The sequence below is a fragment of the Agrobacterium sp. fls2-241-TYG-188a genome, from assembly GCF_030209845.1.
In genome coordinates, this window is sequence record NZ_JARVRD010000006.1 from 1 (window position 1) to 16,205 (window position 16,205).

At 56.5% G+C, this 16,205-nt stretch carries 12 protein-coding genes and 2 pseudogenes; 8 read left to right on the top strand and 6 right to left on the bottom strand.

Going from position 1 to position 16,205, the window contains the following annotated elements:
• Nucleotides 1-845 precede the first annotated feature (845 nt).
• Nucleotides 846-2,027, top strand: a pseudogene (locus tag QRN85_RS17845) (IS3 family transposase); the annotation flags it as partial.
• Between the two features lie 105 nt (nt 2,028-2,132).
• Here the strand turns inward: QRN85_RS17845 and QRN85_RS17850 are convergent.
• The 4 genes and pseudogenes from QRN85_RS17850 to QRN85_RS17865 all read right to left on the bottom strand — a co-directional run.
• Nucleotides 2,133-2,840 carry a GAD-like domain-containing protein gene (locus QRN85_RS17850; protein ID WP_284759616.1) on the bottom strand — a complete coding sequence of 236 codons (708 nt, stop codon included), beginning with the start codon at nt 2,838-2,840 and terminating at the stop codon, nt 2,133-2,135.
• A 21-nt stretch (nt 2,841-2,861) separates the two neighbouring features.
• Nucleotides 2,862-4,550: a PAAR-like domain-containing protein gene (locus tag QRN85_RS17855; protein ID WP_284759617.1), complete on the bottom strand. Its 1,689-nt coding sequence runs from the start codon at nt 4,548-4,550 to the stop codon at nt 2,862-2,864.
• The gene (locus QRN85_RS17860; RefSeq protein ID WP_284759749.1) at nt 4,550-4,822 is read right to left on the bottom strand and encodes a DUF2169 domain-containing protein; all 273 of its coding nucleotides are present in this window, start codon (nt 4,820-4,822) and stop codon (nt 4,550-4,552) included. Before QRN85_RS17860 ends, QRN85_RS17855 begins: the two co-directional genes overlap by 1 nt.
• A gap of 52 nt (nt 4,823-4,874) precedes the next feature.
• A pseudogene (locus tag QRN85_RS17865) lies at nt 4,875-5,345 on the bottom strand (type VI secretion system tip protein VgrG); the annotation flags it as partial.
• A gap of 540 nt (nt 5,346-5,885) precedes the next feature.
• On the opposite strand from QRN85_RS17865, the gene QRN85_RS17870 reads away from it, so the two are divergent.
• Complete coding sequence (locus QRN85_RS17870; RefSeq protein ID WP_284759618.1) at nt 5,886-7,829, top strand: ABC transporter ATP-binding protein/permease; 1,944 nt, start codon at nt 5,886-5,888, stop codon at nt 7,827-7,829.
• Between the two features lie 470 nt (nt 7,830-8,299).
• Here QRN85_RS17870 and QRN85_RS17875 read toward each other — a convergent pair whose 3' ends face one another.
• The gene (locus QRN85_RS17875; RefSeq protein ID WP_284759619.1) at nt 8,300-9,760 is read right to left on the bottom strand and encodes an FAD/NAD(P)-binding protein; all 1,461 of its coding nucleotides are present in this window, start codon (nt 9,758-9,760) and stop codon (nt 8,300-8,302) included.
• Nucleotides 9,761-9,898: 138 nt separating this feature from the next.
• Between QRN85_RS17875 and QRN85_RS17880 the strand changes: the two genes are divergently transcribed.
• Together QRN85_RS17880 and QRN85_RS17885 are read left to right on the top strand one after the other, a co-directional pair.
• Nucleotides 9,899-10,438, top strand: a complete 540-nt coding sequence (locus QRN85_RS17880) for a flavin reductase family protein (protein WP_113098137.1) — start codon at nt 9,899-9,901, stop codon at nt 10,436-10,438.
• Nucleotides 10,439-10,465: 27 nt separating this feature from the next.
• Nucleotides 10,466-11,344 (top strand): acyl-CoA dehydrogenase family protein, encoded by an 879-nt coding sequence (locus QRN85_RS17885; protein ID WP_284759620.1) that lies wholly within the window; start codon nt 10,466-10,468, stop codon nt 11,342-11,344.
• Here the strand turns inward: QRN85_RS17885 and QRN85_RS17890 are convergent.
• Nucleotides 11,320-11,766: an RrF2 family transcriptional regulator gene (locus tag QRN85_RS17890; protein WP_062586212.1), complete on the bottom strand. Its 447-nt coding sequence runs from the start codon at nt 11,764-11,766 to the stop codon at nt 11,320-11,322. The genes QRN85_RS17885 and QRN85_RS17890 overlap by 25 nt on opposite strands.
• Nucleotides 11,767-12,029: 263 nt before the next feature.
• Here QRN85_RS17890 and QRN85_RS17895 point away from each other — a divergent pair, with 263 nt between their 5' ends.
• From QRN85_RS17895 to QRN85_RS17910, 4 genes are read left to right on the top strand one after another with little or no spacing between them, the layout of a single operon-like run.
• Nucleotides 12,030-13,382, top strand: coding sequence for an LLM class flavin-dependent oxidoreductase (locus tag QRN85_RS17895; protein ID WP_284759621.1), 1,353 nt, complete (start codon nt 12,030-12,032; stop codon nt 13,380-13,382).
• An 8-nt stretch (nt 13,383-13,390) separates the two neighbouring features.
• Nucleotides 13,391-14,230: an ABC transporter permease gene (locus tag QRN85_RS17900; RefSeq protein WP_062586208.1), complete on the top strand. Its 840-nt coding sequence runs from the start codon at nt 13,391-13,393 to the stop codon at nt 14,228-14,230.
• 48 nt (nt 14,231-14,278) lie between these two features.
• On the top strand, nt 14,279-15,256 hold the full coding sequence (locus QRN85_RS17905) for an ABC transporter substrate-binding protein (protein ID WP_284759622.1): 978 nt from the start codon (nt 14,279-14,281) through the stop codon (nt 15,254-15,256).
• Between the two features lie 3 nt (nt 15,257-15,259).
• Nucleotides 15,260-16,033, top strand: a complete 774-nt coding sequence (locus QRN85_RS17910) for an ABC transporter ATP-binding protein (RefSeq protein WP_284759623.1) — start codon at nt 15,260-15,262, stop codon at nt 16,031-16,033.
• Nucleotides 16,034-16,205 lie beyond the last annotated feature (172 nt).

The following is a 16,205-nucleotide window of genomic DNA, read 5'->3' on the forward strand; positions in this document are numbered from 1 at the left end:
GCTCGTCAGGCTCATAACCTGAAGGCCGCAGGTTCAAATCCTGCCCCCGCAACCACTGAGACTTGTAACACCTTCCATTCAGCCTCCGCCTCGGCAAGTATGGCGCGGAAGCGCTCAAGATATGCCAGCTTCTCAGACTGATTATTGAACTCACCCGCCCTGACACGGCGGGCGAACTCGTTTCTATGCCGCTCTGTGAGACCGGCACTATATTCCTGAAACGCCTGCATCGAAGAACGGATAGCAGCAAGTTGGCCGTAAATTGTCAGCTCCGTCGACTTGCCGTCAGAGGTGGGCGAGATGACGACCTTTTGAACAAGCTGCCTCAGGAATTACAAATGTCGCTGAGCGGTATCATCTTAGCTAGCACCGGTGCGGACAACAGTGGTGAGCGCACCGATGACAGCTTTATATATCGCCGGATTGGTAACGAACGTCTTTGGAGGAGGGCCTTTCGTCTTTCCGGTGTTCTTCGCGAGATTGGCTTCAGTTTCATCGTGCTGGTTCCTTAGGTCATCGAGTATCTTATTAATTGCTTCGACCTGCGGCTGGAGAATTGAGCGGTGTGGCGCATCGCGTTGGCGAAATACTGGAAACGCAGTAAAGCACCTTGAGCTGTGCTCAAACGATCCAATTTGCGCCGAACACTCGCCAGAAAATGACCATGATGACCGCGAGATGCGCGAAGCGGCTTGCCACGCCTGTCTTTTGGTACCGGAAACCACGTGCGAAGCGCGGAATACTAGGCTCGACAAGGGGACTGCTAATCTGACGTTAGTCGTGACCATGCCCCGTTGACCGAATCCATTTTGAAGTAAGCTCTGGCCCATCGAGAGGACCAGAGAATGAGGCGCAACCGTATAGCAGACGAGCAGATCATCGGGATATTGAATGAGCATGAAGCAGGCATGCCGCTCTCGGAGCTTTGCTGCAAGCATGGCGTCAGCGATGCCAGCATCTATAAATGGAAGGCCAAATTTGGCGGCATAGACGCCTCCGAAGCCAAGCTGTTGAAGACGCTTGAAGATGAGAACACCAAGCTGAAGCGGCTCCTGGCGGACGCGATGCTCGACAATGCAGCTTTGAAAGAACCATTTGGGAAAGAAGTGGTGACGCCCGCAGCTAGGCGGATAGCTGTTGCGCATTTGATGGGGCACCCACCAGATGAGCAACCATTGCCTGGCAGGCGGTGTTTACACCGCTGAGAGGGGCGGGCGCGTAAAGCCGTCGGCTTATGCCGGATGACGATCCGTTACGAAACCAGTCGCAGCGATGACCACGACCTTCGCGAGCGGATGAAGGCGTTGGCGCATGAACGCGGCGGCTTTGGATATCGGCGCCTTCATGTGCTGCTCAGACGCGAGGGCCATCTTGGGAATCACAAGAAATTCTTCCGGCTCTATCGGGAGGCGGAGCTCACGGTACGCAAGCGTGGCGGGCGTAAGTGGGTGATAGGCACCCGAACGCCGATGTTGATCCCGACAGCCGCCAATGATCGCTGGTCGCTGGACTTCGTGTCAGATCAGCTCGCCGATGGCCGCAGGTTCCGGGTGCTTACGGTCGTCGATGATTGCACAAGAGAATGCTTGGGCCTCGTCGCCGATACGTCCCTTTCCGGCTTGCGGGTTGCCCATGAGTTAGACCGGATCATCGAAAGACGTGGCAAGCCGAAGATGCTCGTCAGTGACAACGGCAGCGAGTTCACCAGTAACGCAATCCTGCATTGGGCGGATCGGACCAAAGTGGAATGGCACTATATAGCACTAGGCAAACCGATCCAGAACGCCTTCATCGAAAGCTTCAATGGACGGCTACGAGACGAGTTCCTGAATGAGACCCTCTTCTCGTCACTGACCCATGCTCGATCTTCGCTTTCAGCCTGGCGCATCGATTACAACGATCATCGACCACACTCTGAACTCGGCTGGATGACGCCTACTGAGTTCGCTCAGACAATCAACCCGCGACGTGATGCGGTGCTGCGCAGCCGGAATGGCTCCGCACCGCAACCCGTCGCTACCGCCCCGAATACAGCAACCCAAAACCGCTGGAGCGAACTTAAAACTAGAAAAACTTGGGGGCAAGGTCAGTCCCATTCTCTCGGAAGTTATGACGTCCCAGTTCATTTCCAGTTATCCAATGGTCCGAATTGCGGTGTATTGCCCGCGTTCGAGACGCATTAAACTAAATGTTCCAAGTTGAGCAAGGATAGCAAAATGCTCGAGAGCCTTCACACGCTTGACGTTCTCTACTCGTCGCATCGAACTATCTAAGCCAACAGTGGCAATGGCAGGGAAGTATCCAAAACATTCTCCCCTCTCCAGGGACCCATGCGCAACAACACATCGGTCAAACATGGGTTGATCTTGTGCATCGAATTCCTCGAATGTCTTGCTCTTTGAAGGTAGCAGGGATCGAGCAAGAACATCTGGATCAGTGCTTCTGTCACGTTTGGGAAGGCCGGGTGGCAAAACGAATGCTGTAGGTGCCAGCTTGCTGGAAGTCAGTCGCATATCGACGAGATCGATCTCAAAATGATCATGACGCTGGGACCAGCAAACCAGCCGCCCAAATGCCGAATAGCCGATCACGAAGCAGTCTTTGTGACTGAAGTCAGGATCTGCAGCGAAAACGAGCGCAAGAACCTCCGAGAAATCGGAAGGATCGCAGTACTGTAGGCGACGGTCGAAATAATCACCAAACCCATACATGCGGAGGAAAGCCATAAAGCTCCTTGGGAGAACCTTCGACAAACGCTCATCCTGTTCACTAGTCAGTGGAACAGCGCGCTCCGGTGGGCCTAGCTCATCGATTATCTCGGAAAAGAATGTATCCAGCATGTAAAGCCTTCCTGTTACCTGTTATTCGCCGCAGATTTTGAGCGCAACCTTCATCAACTTGTTCGCTTGCCCGTTGGTACGCAAACGGTTTGCTTCTTGTTTCATCAAATTAGCGCGCCCCCGTTGTGCCCACATAGGCCCAATTCTTTGATTTTCGGCGCCGCCGCCGATACCGACTGAGGAGGGATTTCCGCCAGCATAGATGTCCAGATAGTGGGTCGCATTTAAGGAAGACATCGTTTTTTGTATTTCCGACGCGCTATATCCGGCCTCTCTCAATGAATCTTCATATTGACTTCTAGCAGCGTCCTGAGCTTTCGAGTCGCGCAGCAAATTCGTAAACGGTCCTTTTCTATTACCCCAAGCTTTCTTTGCGTGGTCGAGAACGGTATGAGCATATGCCATATCGTCCGCTGTCATGTTGTTAATGGTAGCCTGCTGCTCCTTCAACTGGCGACGAAACTCGTCGCGATTTACGCCCCTCGGCAGGTCGAAGCATGGCACATTCAGATGACCCGTGACACGTCCACCGCCGCCACCATCAACTTTTTCACCAGCATTTTCGACTTTCTTGGCATCTTCTACATGCTCAGCCTCCCGTGCGATCTTGCCAATTTTACCAGCTTCTTCGAGCCCTTCCCCTGCCTCTTTCAGCATCTTCAGCTTTTTGCCCGGGCTGAGAACGCTCGCTAAAACACCCGTTCCGGCGCCAAGCGCACCCGATACGCCGTGCGTGTTATAGCCTTTTTCAACGCTGTTGACCGCGCCCTTGACCCCGTCAGCAACAAACCCTCCAGCTGCCTTCGCGCTGCCGATTGGGTCGTTGATGACATTTTCCCCGACATTGTACAGACCGCTTCCAATATCCTGCGTACTTTGCCAGATTTGGGGTCTTGTAGGCAGACTTTCGTAGACCCCTTGAACGTCTTCCAAAAGCGACGCCTTGCCGTTGTAGTAGTCACTAATCTTATTAACGGCGCCATCTATCAGTGATGCCTCGTCTGAGGTGGCTTTCATTCCGGCCCAAAAGTGACCAAGTTCCTCTTTAGCTTGGCCAATTGTTGATCTGTCTTGATTGTCCGCGGCGTCTGGAGCTTCTTTGGTTTCCGTTGAGTTTACATAACAATATTCTCCTTCAGTGTTCCCGTTATTTAGTGTGCAGCGGTCGGCGTGACGTTGTATTGGAATGCCGTTCACTTTGACGATTGGAGAAGAGGTGGCGGGCTCGACAACATCAACCACAGTACCAGACTTGACCCCTAGGCCAGTGCCAGGCTCATCTCCGTAAGTGATTGTAAATTTCGAATCGAACCGCTTAATGGCCTCACCGTTCGCCAATACATTCGGTGAATAGTTGTAATCATTGTTAGCGGTACCCCACACGGGGAATGGGCAAGGTTTTTCGGGTGCGCGACAAACATCTGGCGAAAGACCGATTGCCAGTGCCTTTTCATTATCCGGTATTATTTCAGGCGGCGCCGGACTCGGAGCGGCCGGACGAGGCTGTACTTCTGCCACTCCTTTCTGATTCTCTTTTGGGGGTGGCCAAGGACCCTTATAACTGAGCAACGGCCCTTGCAGACCGTCGGGCGTTTTGCTCAAAAGCGTGCCACTGATAGGTGGCCCGGTGATTTGTGTGCCAGGTGGCAGACCATATTTGGCTGCAAACGCATCGTCGAAAAGTGGATCGGGGAATTGGCGGTCTCCCATTATGCGACTTCTCGCTGGGAAGAGAGAAAGATGAGCTTCGGCAAGCCTTTTCGGCTTGCCCAAGGAAAACCGACTCGCCAAGTTAAAAACACTCGCCCAACATCAGGCCGCATATCAAAATGGACGCCATCCAATACCATCGCCGCGCGGGCTGGTCCCTTGCCTTGGTCGAGTTCGATCGACAGCTTTAGTTTTGGAAGTTGTCCTTCTAGCCGCGTGTGTCCGGGCCGCGTGCCACTCCCACGCCCAACAGATCGCCGGCCATATTGTATTGACGAAACGCAAGCGCGGGAAACGGCGTGTGATTATCAACTGTCATCCGCTTCAGCCTTTTGCTTTGGAATCGGACTCTGAGGGATCAGCTTCATCAAATCCGCCGCCTGGCTTATTCAAATCCACCACGGTTCCGTTCATCTGTGTTGGCCCCGATGCTGTGAAGTTGAACTGCGTCCCGAGAATGATCACCGTACCATCCTTGCGCATGATAAACTTCGAGGTACCACACTCAATGACGAACTCCTCACCGACAATGGTTTTTTTGAATTTCCCGATGTTTTCAATCGATGTTTGACCAACATTGGAAACCTTGCTGACACCGATCTGCTCGGTCTTGGCGACACCGACCGACGTTGATTGGAACGCGCCAATGATCGTGTTCATGATGCCGGGGAGGGGGGACAGGCCGGATGCATCCGATCCGACACCCGTACCGGGACCGGCCAGTGCAGTACCCGCATCAGAACGCGGGCTTGGACCAGAGACCACACCCTCGCGTGACGACATGCCGCCAGCCCCGAAACGCGGCTGGCTTGGATGAAATCGGATGACGATGGCTGCTCGGTCATGGGGAACCCCGGTGATCGGATTGGAAAAATATCAATCAGCTGTCAAATTCAGGCCCAAATACAATCAATCATTGTGGCGAAAGGATGGACTGCTGGTCATGTTTGCAAGCAAAGGCTCATATTGCGTGGCATCCCAAACTCGCTGGCATCTTAAGACCGGACTGTCTGAGAGGTAAAACAGAGCAAGGGCACGTGGCACTGGAAGCCCATTTGAAGCAGCCGAATGAGAGTTATCAATCCTTGGACTGCCTAGGCCTTTGGAATTACCGGCAGCTGTTTCGAGCTTATTATGGGCGTAAAGGGTCCAGTTTCATCTCCTGAGATTGTATTTGTTGCTCCCGCGCCCGTCATCCAAATTTCCGGATATTTGGACGCACGCTTTATCTGCCGCAACTTTCAACTCCCCGGTTGCGCGATACGGTCGCGAACAATATTTCGCTCACCTTCACAAAGTCGTGAAACCTTTCCCATTGTCGCTCGTTCAGCGCCCATGAAAAACAATCAAGTAGAACCGGTCAATGATGCCGACGCAGCTGAGACCGAAGCCACATCCTCGCAAGATGTTCATGACAATGCTGAGGAGCTTCCCCCAGAGGCAGCGGAGCCCGATGCCGGTTTGACGCCGGAGGAGGCTGAGGAAGCGCGCCGGAAATATCTGCTGAAACGATTCTGGATCAGCGCGCGGGGCTTCTGGAGCCGCCGGGGCGATAAGTTGGCATGGCTATTCACGCTTGGCCTGCTGGCGATGATCGGAATCAATGTCGCAATCCAATACGGGGTCAACGTCTGGAACCGCGGGATTTTCGACGCTATCGAAAAACGGGATGCGTCGACTGTCTATTCCCTTGCCTCCATATTTCCGCTTCTGGTTCTGGGAAGTGTATTCATCGTCACCTCGCAGGTCTATGTCAGAATGCGCATCCAGCGGCGCTGGCGCTCCTGGTTGACCAAGTTAACGGTGGGTAGATGGATTGCAAACGGCCGCTACTACCAGCTCAACCTGATTGATGGCGACCACAAGAACCCGGAAGCAAGGCTGTCGGAGGATATGCGCATCGCCACCGAGGCACCGGTCGATTTCGTCTCCGGTGTCATCTCCGCTTTCGTATCCGCCTCCACCTTCATCGTTGTTCTATGGACGATTGGGGGAGCGCTCACACTGTCAATCGGCGGCGTTTGGGTCACCATTCCCGGCTTTCTCGTGATAGCGGCCATCATTTACGCGGCAGTCACCTCCACTTCCATCGCGTTCATCGCGCGAAACTTCGTCAAGGTTTCCGAAGTTAAAAACCAGGTTGAAGCGGAATACCGCTACACGCTGACACGCGTCAGGGAAAATGGTGAGAGCATTGCCTTGCTTGGCGGGGAAGAGGAGGAGCGTAGCGATCTCGACAAAAGATTCGGCAATGTCCGGCGGCAATGGCGGTTGATGGCGCAGCAATACATGCGGACCACCGTCGTCTCCAACGGCTCGGTACTGATTGCTCCAGTCGTGCCACTTCTGCTCTGTGCACCGAAGTTTCTCGATGGCAGCATGTCACTTGGCGAGGTCATGCAGGCAGCGTCCGCTTTCACCATTGTTCAGTCCGCCTTTGGATGGCTTGTTGATAACTATCCGCGCTTGGCCGACTGGAACGCCTGCGCGCGACGCGTGGCCTCCCTGATGATGTCGCTTGATGGTCTTGAGCGAGCCGAAAGAAGCGAGACTTTCGGACGCATTATTCGCGGCGAAACCGAAGGCGAAACCATGCTGAGCCTCAAGGACGTATCCGTATCACTCGGTGATGGAACTGCGGTGGTGAAGGAGACCGATGTCGAAATCGGGGCAGGCGAGAGAGTGCTCGTTTCAGGAGAATCCGGCTCGGGCAAAAGCACGCTGGTTCGTGCCATTTCCGGCCTCTGGCCTTGGGGTGGGGGTAGCGTCAATTTCCGCGCCGGGAGCCAGTTGTTTATGCTGCCGCAGCGACCATACATTCCAGCAGGGACGCTTCGCCGCGCGGTCTCTTATCCGGAACCTGCGGAAAGCTGGACGGCAGAAGAGATCGGCATTGCCTTAGATAAGGTCGGTCTCGGCCAACTCAAAGACAAGATCGAAGACGATGCGCCCTGGGACCAGACCTTGTCAGGCGGAGAAAAACAGCGGCTTACCTTTGCACGCCTGCTTCTCAACGCCCCGGATATTATCGTAATGGACGAGGCGACCGCAGCGCTGGACGAAAAAAGTCAGGACAAGATGATGCAGATCGTTATCGATGAGCTACCCGACGCCACAATTATCAGCGTGGCGCATCGTGCTGAGCTTGAAGCATTTCACAGCCGCAAGATTACTCTTGAGCGCCGAGACGGAGGCGCAAAACTGGTTAGCGATATCGAGCTTATTCCGCGTAAATCCAGAGCGCGGTCTATGCTTCGGCGGGTGGTGAAGCGAAGGTGATTTGAGTCTGCCTTCAACGTCAGAGGTGAGGTGGCGCACTTACTGGTGTCAGTGGGCGCCGCGCGCCCATTTTAATGGTGGAGGCAATCGAGAATGACGTTTCCTTATGCCGCTTCGCTGCTTGGTTATTTAAAAATAACAAACAAAAAAAGCATCAGCAGTCGCTTATAAAATGCCGCTGCTTGGCGCCCATGTTTTTTAAGGCGAATGTCGCGCGTCCCACTTGGTCGCATGTTCGTATGCGACTCTACCCTTTATATCTCATTGCACATTCCGTCAGCGGCAAATCATTGCGGTGCCGAAAGAGGGGGAGTTGTCCGTTAAGCCGCTGATCTTTGCTGCACGCATGGGAGCTCCGACGCGACCTTTTGTAATTGGAACGCTAAATACGGCGGCTTAAAAATGTGGAGTATAAAAACACCGTGGCCCTAACCACAGCTGGGTATAGCGTCAGTGGCAGGTCATAACCTCTACACCGATGGGCTGACAATGATCGTCCTTGTTTCACGCGCACAACAGCCGATGATCTGGTCCACCATACGCGCAGCCTGATTGGCAATTTCAGGAACGCCTGTAAGCTCGCCGAACGCCGGGCGGGCGGGCGGGCCGGCGACAAACAGCGTAGCGTTCGGGGTTCCTGCGATGCTGAGAGCTCTGCCTCCTGTATCGCAGCTAAGGCCGAGACCGAGAGGAGCTGACTGGATGAAGCCATCGCGGTGCATGCCGAGCAGAAACCTCTGGTGGTCTGCATAATCCCGGAATTCCGGCCCCGTCGCCAGAAGAATGCGGCGACAGCGAAGCTCGGACCCGCTGTTGCGAGTTTCAATCCAAGCCAGCAGGTCCTTTCCATCCCGTGTTATCGATACGAGCTCTCCGCGCTCGACGGTGACGCGGCCCATATTGAGGCCCTTTTCCAGCGTTAGGGCCGCCTGTGGCGGCATGCGATAACGGTGGACATCGTACCAGCGGCGAAGGCGGCGCAGAAACTTTTGCCGCTCGGGCATCGGTAGACCCTGCCAGATTTCCTGGGCATGCTGCCGAAGCGCATCGAAAACGGATTGCCATGGAATACCCTGCGTTTCCGCATCGGCGATCGTCGCCCGCACCTTTGCCAACAGCTTTCTGGCGGAGGTGAGCTCGGCGCTGCGAAAGTCACCAAAGGGCGAGAAGCCTCCGCCTGCATGCGGCCTTGGCATCAGGCCGGAGCGGGAAAGAAGCGTGATCTCCCCGTTATGGCCGAGGGCATCAAGGCGGCTGAGTGCGTCTAGCGCTGTAAGCCCCGAACCTACGATGAGGATCGGGTCGGATTTGCCGATGCCGTCAAACACGTTCGGCGCGAAGACATCGGCGATACGAGACGCCGTCAAAGGATCGAGGTTGTCGATCACGGGCGGCCTCGATAAAGGAGGATGCCCTGTAGCGATGATCAGGATATCGGCCGAGATTGCGGTGCCGCTGGAGTCCGTGACCCGCCAATGTTCGTTTTGGCGATCAACGCTCCGAACGGTTTGGCGAAGGTGCCTGATCGCGCCGCTGTCCAGATGTGGCGCTAATTGTTCCTGCATGAAGCGCCCGAAATCGCTGCGGCGGGCAAAGATGCCTTCCGGGGTCACAGCCTCGGGATCGACGGTGAGAGTTCCGCTGGTCTGCAGCCAGTCAAGAAAGGCTGCGGGCGAGCCGGGTATGGCGCGCATTCTATGCGCTGCGACGTTGAGGCGGACATCAATGTTCTCGACATCATAGGCAAGGCCACAACCGAGCTGCTCGCGAGGCTCGAAAACAGTGACCTCTTCAATGTCGCGCAATCCTCGCTCGACCAGAAGTTTGGCAATGATGGCACCGGTGTATCCGCCGCCGATGATGACGACGCGAGAGGCCGGACGTGTCGTTTGCGCCTGCAGTCTCGGCGATGACATCCTGATCTTCAACATGGCAGTCGTCCTTCCGGTCCGCGGGGTTAGATCTGGGCATATTTTCTATAAAATATATGGAGATTAAAAACGCTTGTCTACTGATTGGGTTCCGCGGCTGTTACCCATGGTTCAGATGAAGTAACGCGGAGAGGTCAGATGAACATTTTTACCAGAAGTGAATTTCAGGAACCCCGGACGCGCTCAGTGTCGGATCGCCCGGCAGATGCGGCTGGCTTGAAGGAGGCCTTGAGAACGCTTGGCGGCGGCGTCAGTGTCATCACGGCAGGTGACGGCGCGGAACGCACAGGCGCGACCGTCACCTCTGCGACGGCATTGTCCGTCGATCCCCCGCGCATGTTGGTATCCCTCAACAGATCCTCCTCGACCTGGCCCGTCGTTGAACGTTACGGACATTTCGCGGTCAATGTGATTGGCGCCGATCATCAGGACGTCGCAAACCGGTTTGCGGGCGTCGGCGGCTTGAAAGGGGCAGAGCGCTATGTCGGGTCCGAATGGACGAGGCTTGCCAGCGGAGCGCCAGTCCTGGAAGATGCGGTTGCCGCGCTCGATTGCGAGGTTGAGGAGGCGATCGAGCGACATAGCCATGTCATCCTGATCGGCCGGGTTCTGTCGATTCGCCTCGGTAGTGGCAGTTCACTGCTCTATCAGAATGGCAAATACCACGCGTTGACGTGACATCAGTCTGAGTGAAGGATAGCCTGCATGATGGTGCCGACTTCTGACCGATTGCGACCAGTGCCGCTTGCCCTGACAAGGGAGGGCGATGTCGTGGCAGCGCTCGATCGGTTGGAAGCGTTGGCGGCCAGTGGCAATTTGGACCAGTCCTCTGTTCTCCCCGCAAGCGGGCTTCTCGCTATGTCCATTCCGGCAAGCTTCGGGGGTGCGGATATTTCGAACCTGATCGTTGCAGAGGCCGTCAGCCGGATCGCAACGTGGAGCACCGCCGTGGCCGAGCGGCTTCTCGGACATCTTGTCGCCCTGGAAATGATCCGGACCAGCGGATCGACAGAACAGCGCAAAGCAATTTACGCACGCGTCGTGCTGGGTGATGTCTTCGAACTTAGCAGTCGTCGCGAGGGCGCCGCGCTACCAAGGCTGGTGCGGTCGGGTCTGGCTTTTGCTCTGGAGCATGGTGGATCGGTTCTAGCGAACAGTGCGGTTGACTGGACAATTATAGGGGCATCTAGCGCCGGTTCTGAGCCGATGGTCGCGATTCTGAACAACAAGCATCTGTTGGTGCACGATGAAGACGCATCATCGGATTTGACCGTTTACCCGGACTACGTTCTTTCACTTGGGGAAAACGCAGACTGTCTCGCGCGTCTGATGTTGGCATTTCTGAAGGCTGCTTATATCCGCGGACACGTCAACGCCCAGATGCGGATAAATCCGCCGGAACCCACCATCGCAGTCGAAGTCGAACTCTTGGACGGCATGATCCAAAAGGCCGCATCCCTGATTGATGTCATTCAGGTGGACGATCCCGCGATCGACCTTGAACAGATCGATCGATATTGCCGGTCGTTGGACACGGCAAGATTACGCTGTTCTAACGATCATCCGCCAGCGATCAAATCCTGATCGGTCTGTCCAGACGCCGCGAATTGCGTCAGCGTCATCGTGTCGAGAACGGCTGCCATCGCATCCCGGACCTGCGTCATGGAAATACGGATCTGGCACGAGGCTGGATCCCGGCAGTCGTCACAGGCTTCAAATGCCGTACGACTGGCACAGCGGATCGGCGCAAGCGGCCCGTCGAGGGCTCGGATGACGTGACCGATCATGATCTCGTCGGCTGGCTTTGATAGGGCGTAGCCGCCGTTCGGCCCCTTCTTCGAACGCAGGAAACCGTTGTTGCGCAGTTCCAGCAGGATCGTGTCGAGGAATTTCTTTGAAATATTGTTTCGCGTGGCGATATCGGTCACAAACGCTGTCTGCCCTGGTTCCAGACCGGCGAGGTCGACCAGCGCTTTCAAGCCATATTTGCCTTTGTTTGTGAGCATTGTTCAGACATCCGGTCGATGGCCATCGCGATTGAATTTGTCCAATTACATAGTTTTTATAAATTATCTGTTCAAGCTCTGATTGTCGCGACCTTATCCTTCTTCGCAGCGTTTCGAAATCTGCGGCAGGCTTGTTCGCATCGATTGCTTGGCCCGGAAATCCATTTGCCATTAGGCGCAATCTTCGAAATCTTATTTCTCCATAAAAAAGATAGACAATATAGGCTTCTTGTATTCGATCATCGAGTGAGAGAGGACCAGCCATGACACGCAAGATCAGACTAGGAGCATTCCTTCCAGGTGGTGGCCAGCATATCGCTTCTTGGAGACACCCCGATCAACCGCGCGACGGCGCCGTCAGCTTCGAGTTTCACAAGCAATTGGCTTTGACGGCCGAGAGGGGTCTGTTCGACGCCTATTTCCTGGCCGATGGCCTCGCAGTCGGCTTCGGCGGTGCACGCGAAGGCGGCAACGCACGCGTCGCCGGGTTCGAGCCCGTCACGCTATTTTCGGCACTCGCGCCATTCACCACCCATCTCGGTTTCATCGCGACAGCCTCGACGACCTACGAGGAGCCCTATAACACTGCGCGCAAATTTGCCTCCCTCGACCTGATTTCTGACGGCCGGGCAGGCTGGAACGTCGTGACGACGACAGGCGATGCCACGGCGCAGAACTTCAATCTCGACACACAACTGGCCCATGCCGACCGCTACAAGCGCGCCGCCGAGCATGTCGATGTCGTCAAGAAGCTCTGGGACAGTTTTGAGGACGATGCCTTCATTCGCGACAAGCAAACGGGCGTCTTCTTTGATCCTGCAAAGCTTCATGATGCCGCTCACAAGGGTGAGCATTTCAAGGTCAAGGGACCGCTCAACGTCTCGCGCTCCCGACAGGGGCATCCCGTGATCGTCCAGGCGGGCCAGTCCGATGACGGGCGTGGGCTTGCCGCGGCAACAGCGGAGGTAATCTTCACCGCCCATCAGCACATCGAGACCGCCCAGGAATTCTACCGTGACATCAAGAGCCGCGCCCGTGGCCTCGGCCGCAATCCCGATCACGTTCTGGTCATGCCCGGCGTCTCGCCTTTTGTCGGTCGCACCGAAGCGGAGGCGCGGGAGAAGTATGACCGCCTGACCTCGCTCATCCTGGAAGAAGACGGCATTGGCCTTCTCAACGGCCTGACAGGCGGCACGCTCGATCTGAAGGGCTATGATCTTGATGGGCCGCTTCCGCCCGCTCCGCCAACGGAAGGCATGAAGAGCCGCCAGGCGCTGATCCGTCAAATAGCCGATGAGAACAATTTCTCGATCCGTCAGCTCTATCAATGGGTCGCCTCGGCACGCGGTCACTTCACCATTGTCGGCACCCCCGGTCAGATCGCCGACACACTGCAGGAATGGTTCGAGAACGAAGCGGCTGATGGCTTCAACATCCTGCCACCGTGGTTGCCGACGGGCCTTAACGACTTCGTTGACCTCGTCATCCCCGAGCTGCAACGCCGTGGTCTGTTCCGCACCGCCTATGAGGGGCGGACGCTGCGCGAAAACCTCGGCTTGCCGTTCCCCATCAACCGCTACGCAGCCGAGCGCTCGGTACTGCAGGCAGCCGAGTGAGGTCCGCCATGTCCTATGAAGATATCCATCAAGTGCGGGCCTATGGCCTCGACCTCGCCCCTGCGGCGCCGCGCCCGCCGCGCTGGCTAACCCACGCGATGTCGGCAATCACGCCCTTCCTCGCGCGCTATGGACTTGTGATCGCTTTCCTGGTGCTATGGCAGGCGTCGTCCACCTTGGGCTGGGTCAACGCATCTGTCTTTCCTCCGTTGGACCAGATCATCAGAGCGTTGTGGAAGGCAATTGCGACCGGTGCCATCCTTGACGATATAGCCATCAGTTTACAGCGATCAGGTATCGCCTTCGTCGCTGCCGTTGGGCTCGGCGTCCCGCTTGGCCTTTTCATGGGGCAGGTGAGAGCCATTGAGCGAGCCCTCGATCCTCTCTTGCAGTTCTTTCGCCAGACCTCGGCGCTCGCCCTCTATCCCGTTTTCATCCTGCTTCTAGGCCTCGGCGAAACGTCGAAGATATTCGTCATCTTCTGGGCGACGCTCTTCCCGGTCCTGTTGTCGACGATTGGCGGCGTGAAGGAGGTGGATCAGAAACTCATCGAGATGGCCCGCACCTACGGCGCCGGATCGTTGCAGATCTTCCGCCGCGTGGTTCTGCCGGCCTCTGTCCCCGCGATTTTCGTCGGCCTGCGTCTTTCCGCTACGACGGCACTGCTGCTCCTCATCGCCGCCGAGATGATCGGCGCCAACAAGGGCATCGGCTTCCAGGTGATGAACGCCCAATACAATTTCCAAATCCCGCTTATGTTCGCGGCGATCCTGCTTCTCGCGCTGCTCGGCCTCGCTGCCAATGCCGCACTCGTCTTTATGCAGCGGCGTCTGTGCCGTTGGGCCTGACGAGGTATCAAAATTCACCCCAAAATTCGTGATCTGAAGGATTTTCCCATGACATTCCATTCCCGCAAGTTCCTCCTATCCGCAGCAATCACCTTCGCCCTCTCGGGCTCCGCCTTCGCCGCAGAGGAGGTGAAGTTGCGCTATCTCGCCAGCCAGGGCGGCTTGTCCGCGCATGAACTTGCCGCCGAACTCGGCTATTTCGACGGCACCGGCATCACCATCGAGAATGTCGGCTACGCCACGGGTGGCCCGGCATCGCTGATTGCTCTCGCCTCAGGCGATGTCGAAATCGGCAGTGCCGCTACCTCTGCCGTCTTGAACTCGATCGTCGGCGGCAACGACTTTGTCGCAGCCTATCCGTCGAATGGCATCAACAATGAAGTGCAGTCGATCTTCTATGTGCTGGAAGACAGCCCCATCCATGACATCAAGGACATTGCCGGAAAAAGCATTGCAGTGAACACGCTCGGTGCCCATCTCGATTACACGATCCGCGAAGCCTTGCACTCCGTCGGCCTGCCGACCGACGCCGCCAACCAGATCGTCGTTCCGGGGCCGCAGCTAGAACAGGTCCTACGTTCGGGACAGGTCGACATCTCGGCCTTCGGTTACTGGCAGACGACCTTCGAAGGCGTGGCGAAGCAGAAGGGCGGGTTACGTGCAATCTTTGACGATACCGATGTACTCGGCGAAATCGCTGGTGGCTTCGTCGTCCTGCGCCGGGACTTCATCAAAAAACACCCGGAAGCTGCCAAGGTCTTCGTCGAACAGTCCGAGCGCGCTCTCGACTATGCCCGCGAGCATCCTAAGGAAACCAAGGCTATCTTTGCCAAGGCGCTGGCCGAGCGAGGTGAAAATGCCGACATAGCCCAGTATTTCCGTGGTTATGGTGTACGTCCGGGCGGCAAGGCGGTCGAGCGTGACCTGCAGTTCTGGATCGACGTTCTGGTTCGCGAAGGCAAACTGAAACAGGGCCAGCTTTCGGCAAACGATCTTCTCTACACCTCCGAAACTGCGAGCAACTGATCCATGGCGCTTCCTCAGTTCAACACCGGCCGCGGAGAGGTGACGATCCGTCACCTCTCCAAGACTTTCACCCTAAACGGACAGCCGCTGCCGATCCTGAAAGATCTGAACCTTACCATCCGCTCCGGCGAAAGCCTGGCGATCGTCGGTGCCAGCGGCTCCGGCAAGACAACGCTTCTGCGCATTCTCGCAGGACTTGAGGAGGCGGATAGCGGCGACGTACTGATCGACGGTCGCCGCATCCGCGGTGTCGGAACAGAGCGCGCCGTCATCTTCCAGGAGCCGCGCCTACTTCCCTGGCTGACGGTCATCGACAACATCGGCTTTGGCTTGGAAACCAGGGGTGTGTCCCGCGAGGAATCACGCCTTGTCTCCCAGCGCTATGTCGATCTGGTCGGGCTGAAGGGCTTCGAAACCGCCTATCCGCGTCAGCTCTCAGGCGGAATGGCGCAAAGGGTCGGTATCGCTCGTGCGCTCGCCGTCCAGCCGGAAATCCTGTTGCTCGACGAACCGCTGGGTGCGCTCGATGCCATGACCAAGATCGGCATGCAACAGGAACTGGCGCGGATATGGAAGGAGGAGGACGTGACGACGGTGCTCGTGACCCACGATCTCGAAGAGGCGATTTTCCTTGCCGACCGCATCTTGATCCTGCCGCGAGAAAAGGGCGGTGAACCGCGGCTGATCGACATCGACTTGCCCCGGCCCCGCGATCGCAGCGCTTCAGGTTTCGTGCGCCAGCGGGAGGATCTGCTCGGATTGTTTGGGCTGCATTGAAATAGGATACGCGGTGTTCTGTAGTACCATGAACGGACTCCTTCCTAGCCGTGGAGAGTGCCGTAAGACTACAAGGCCTTTGCCGCGCGCGATTGCCGGAGCCCTCATCAACCCGGCTCGGATGCACGGCTAGCGGCTGAGGGGGTTGAAACTAAGGAGTAGAGAGACGCAC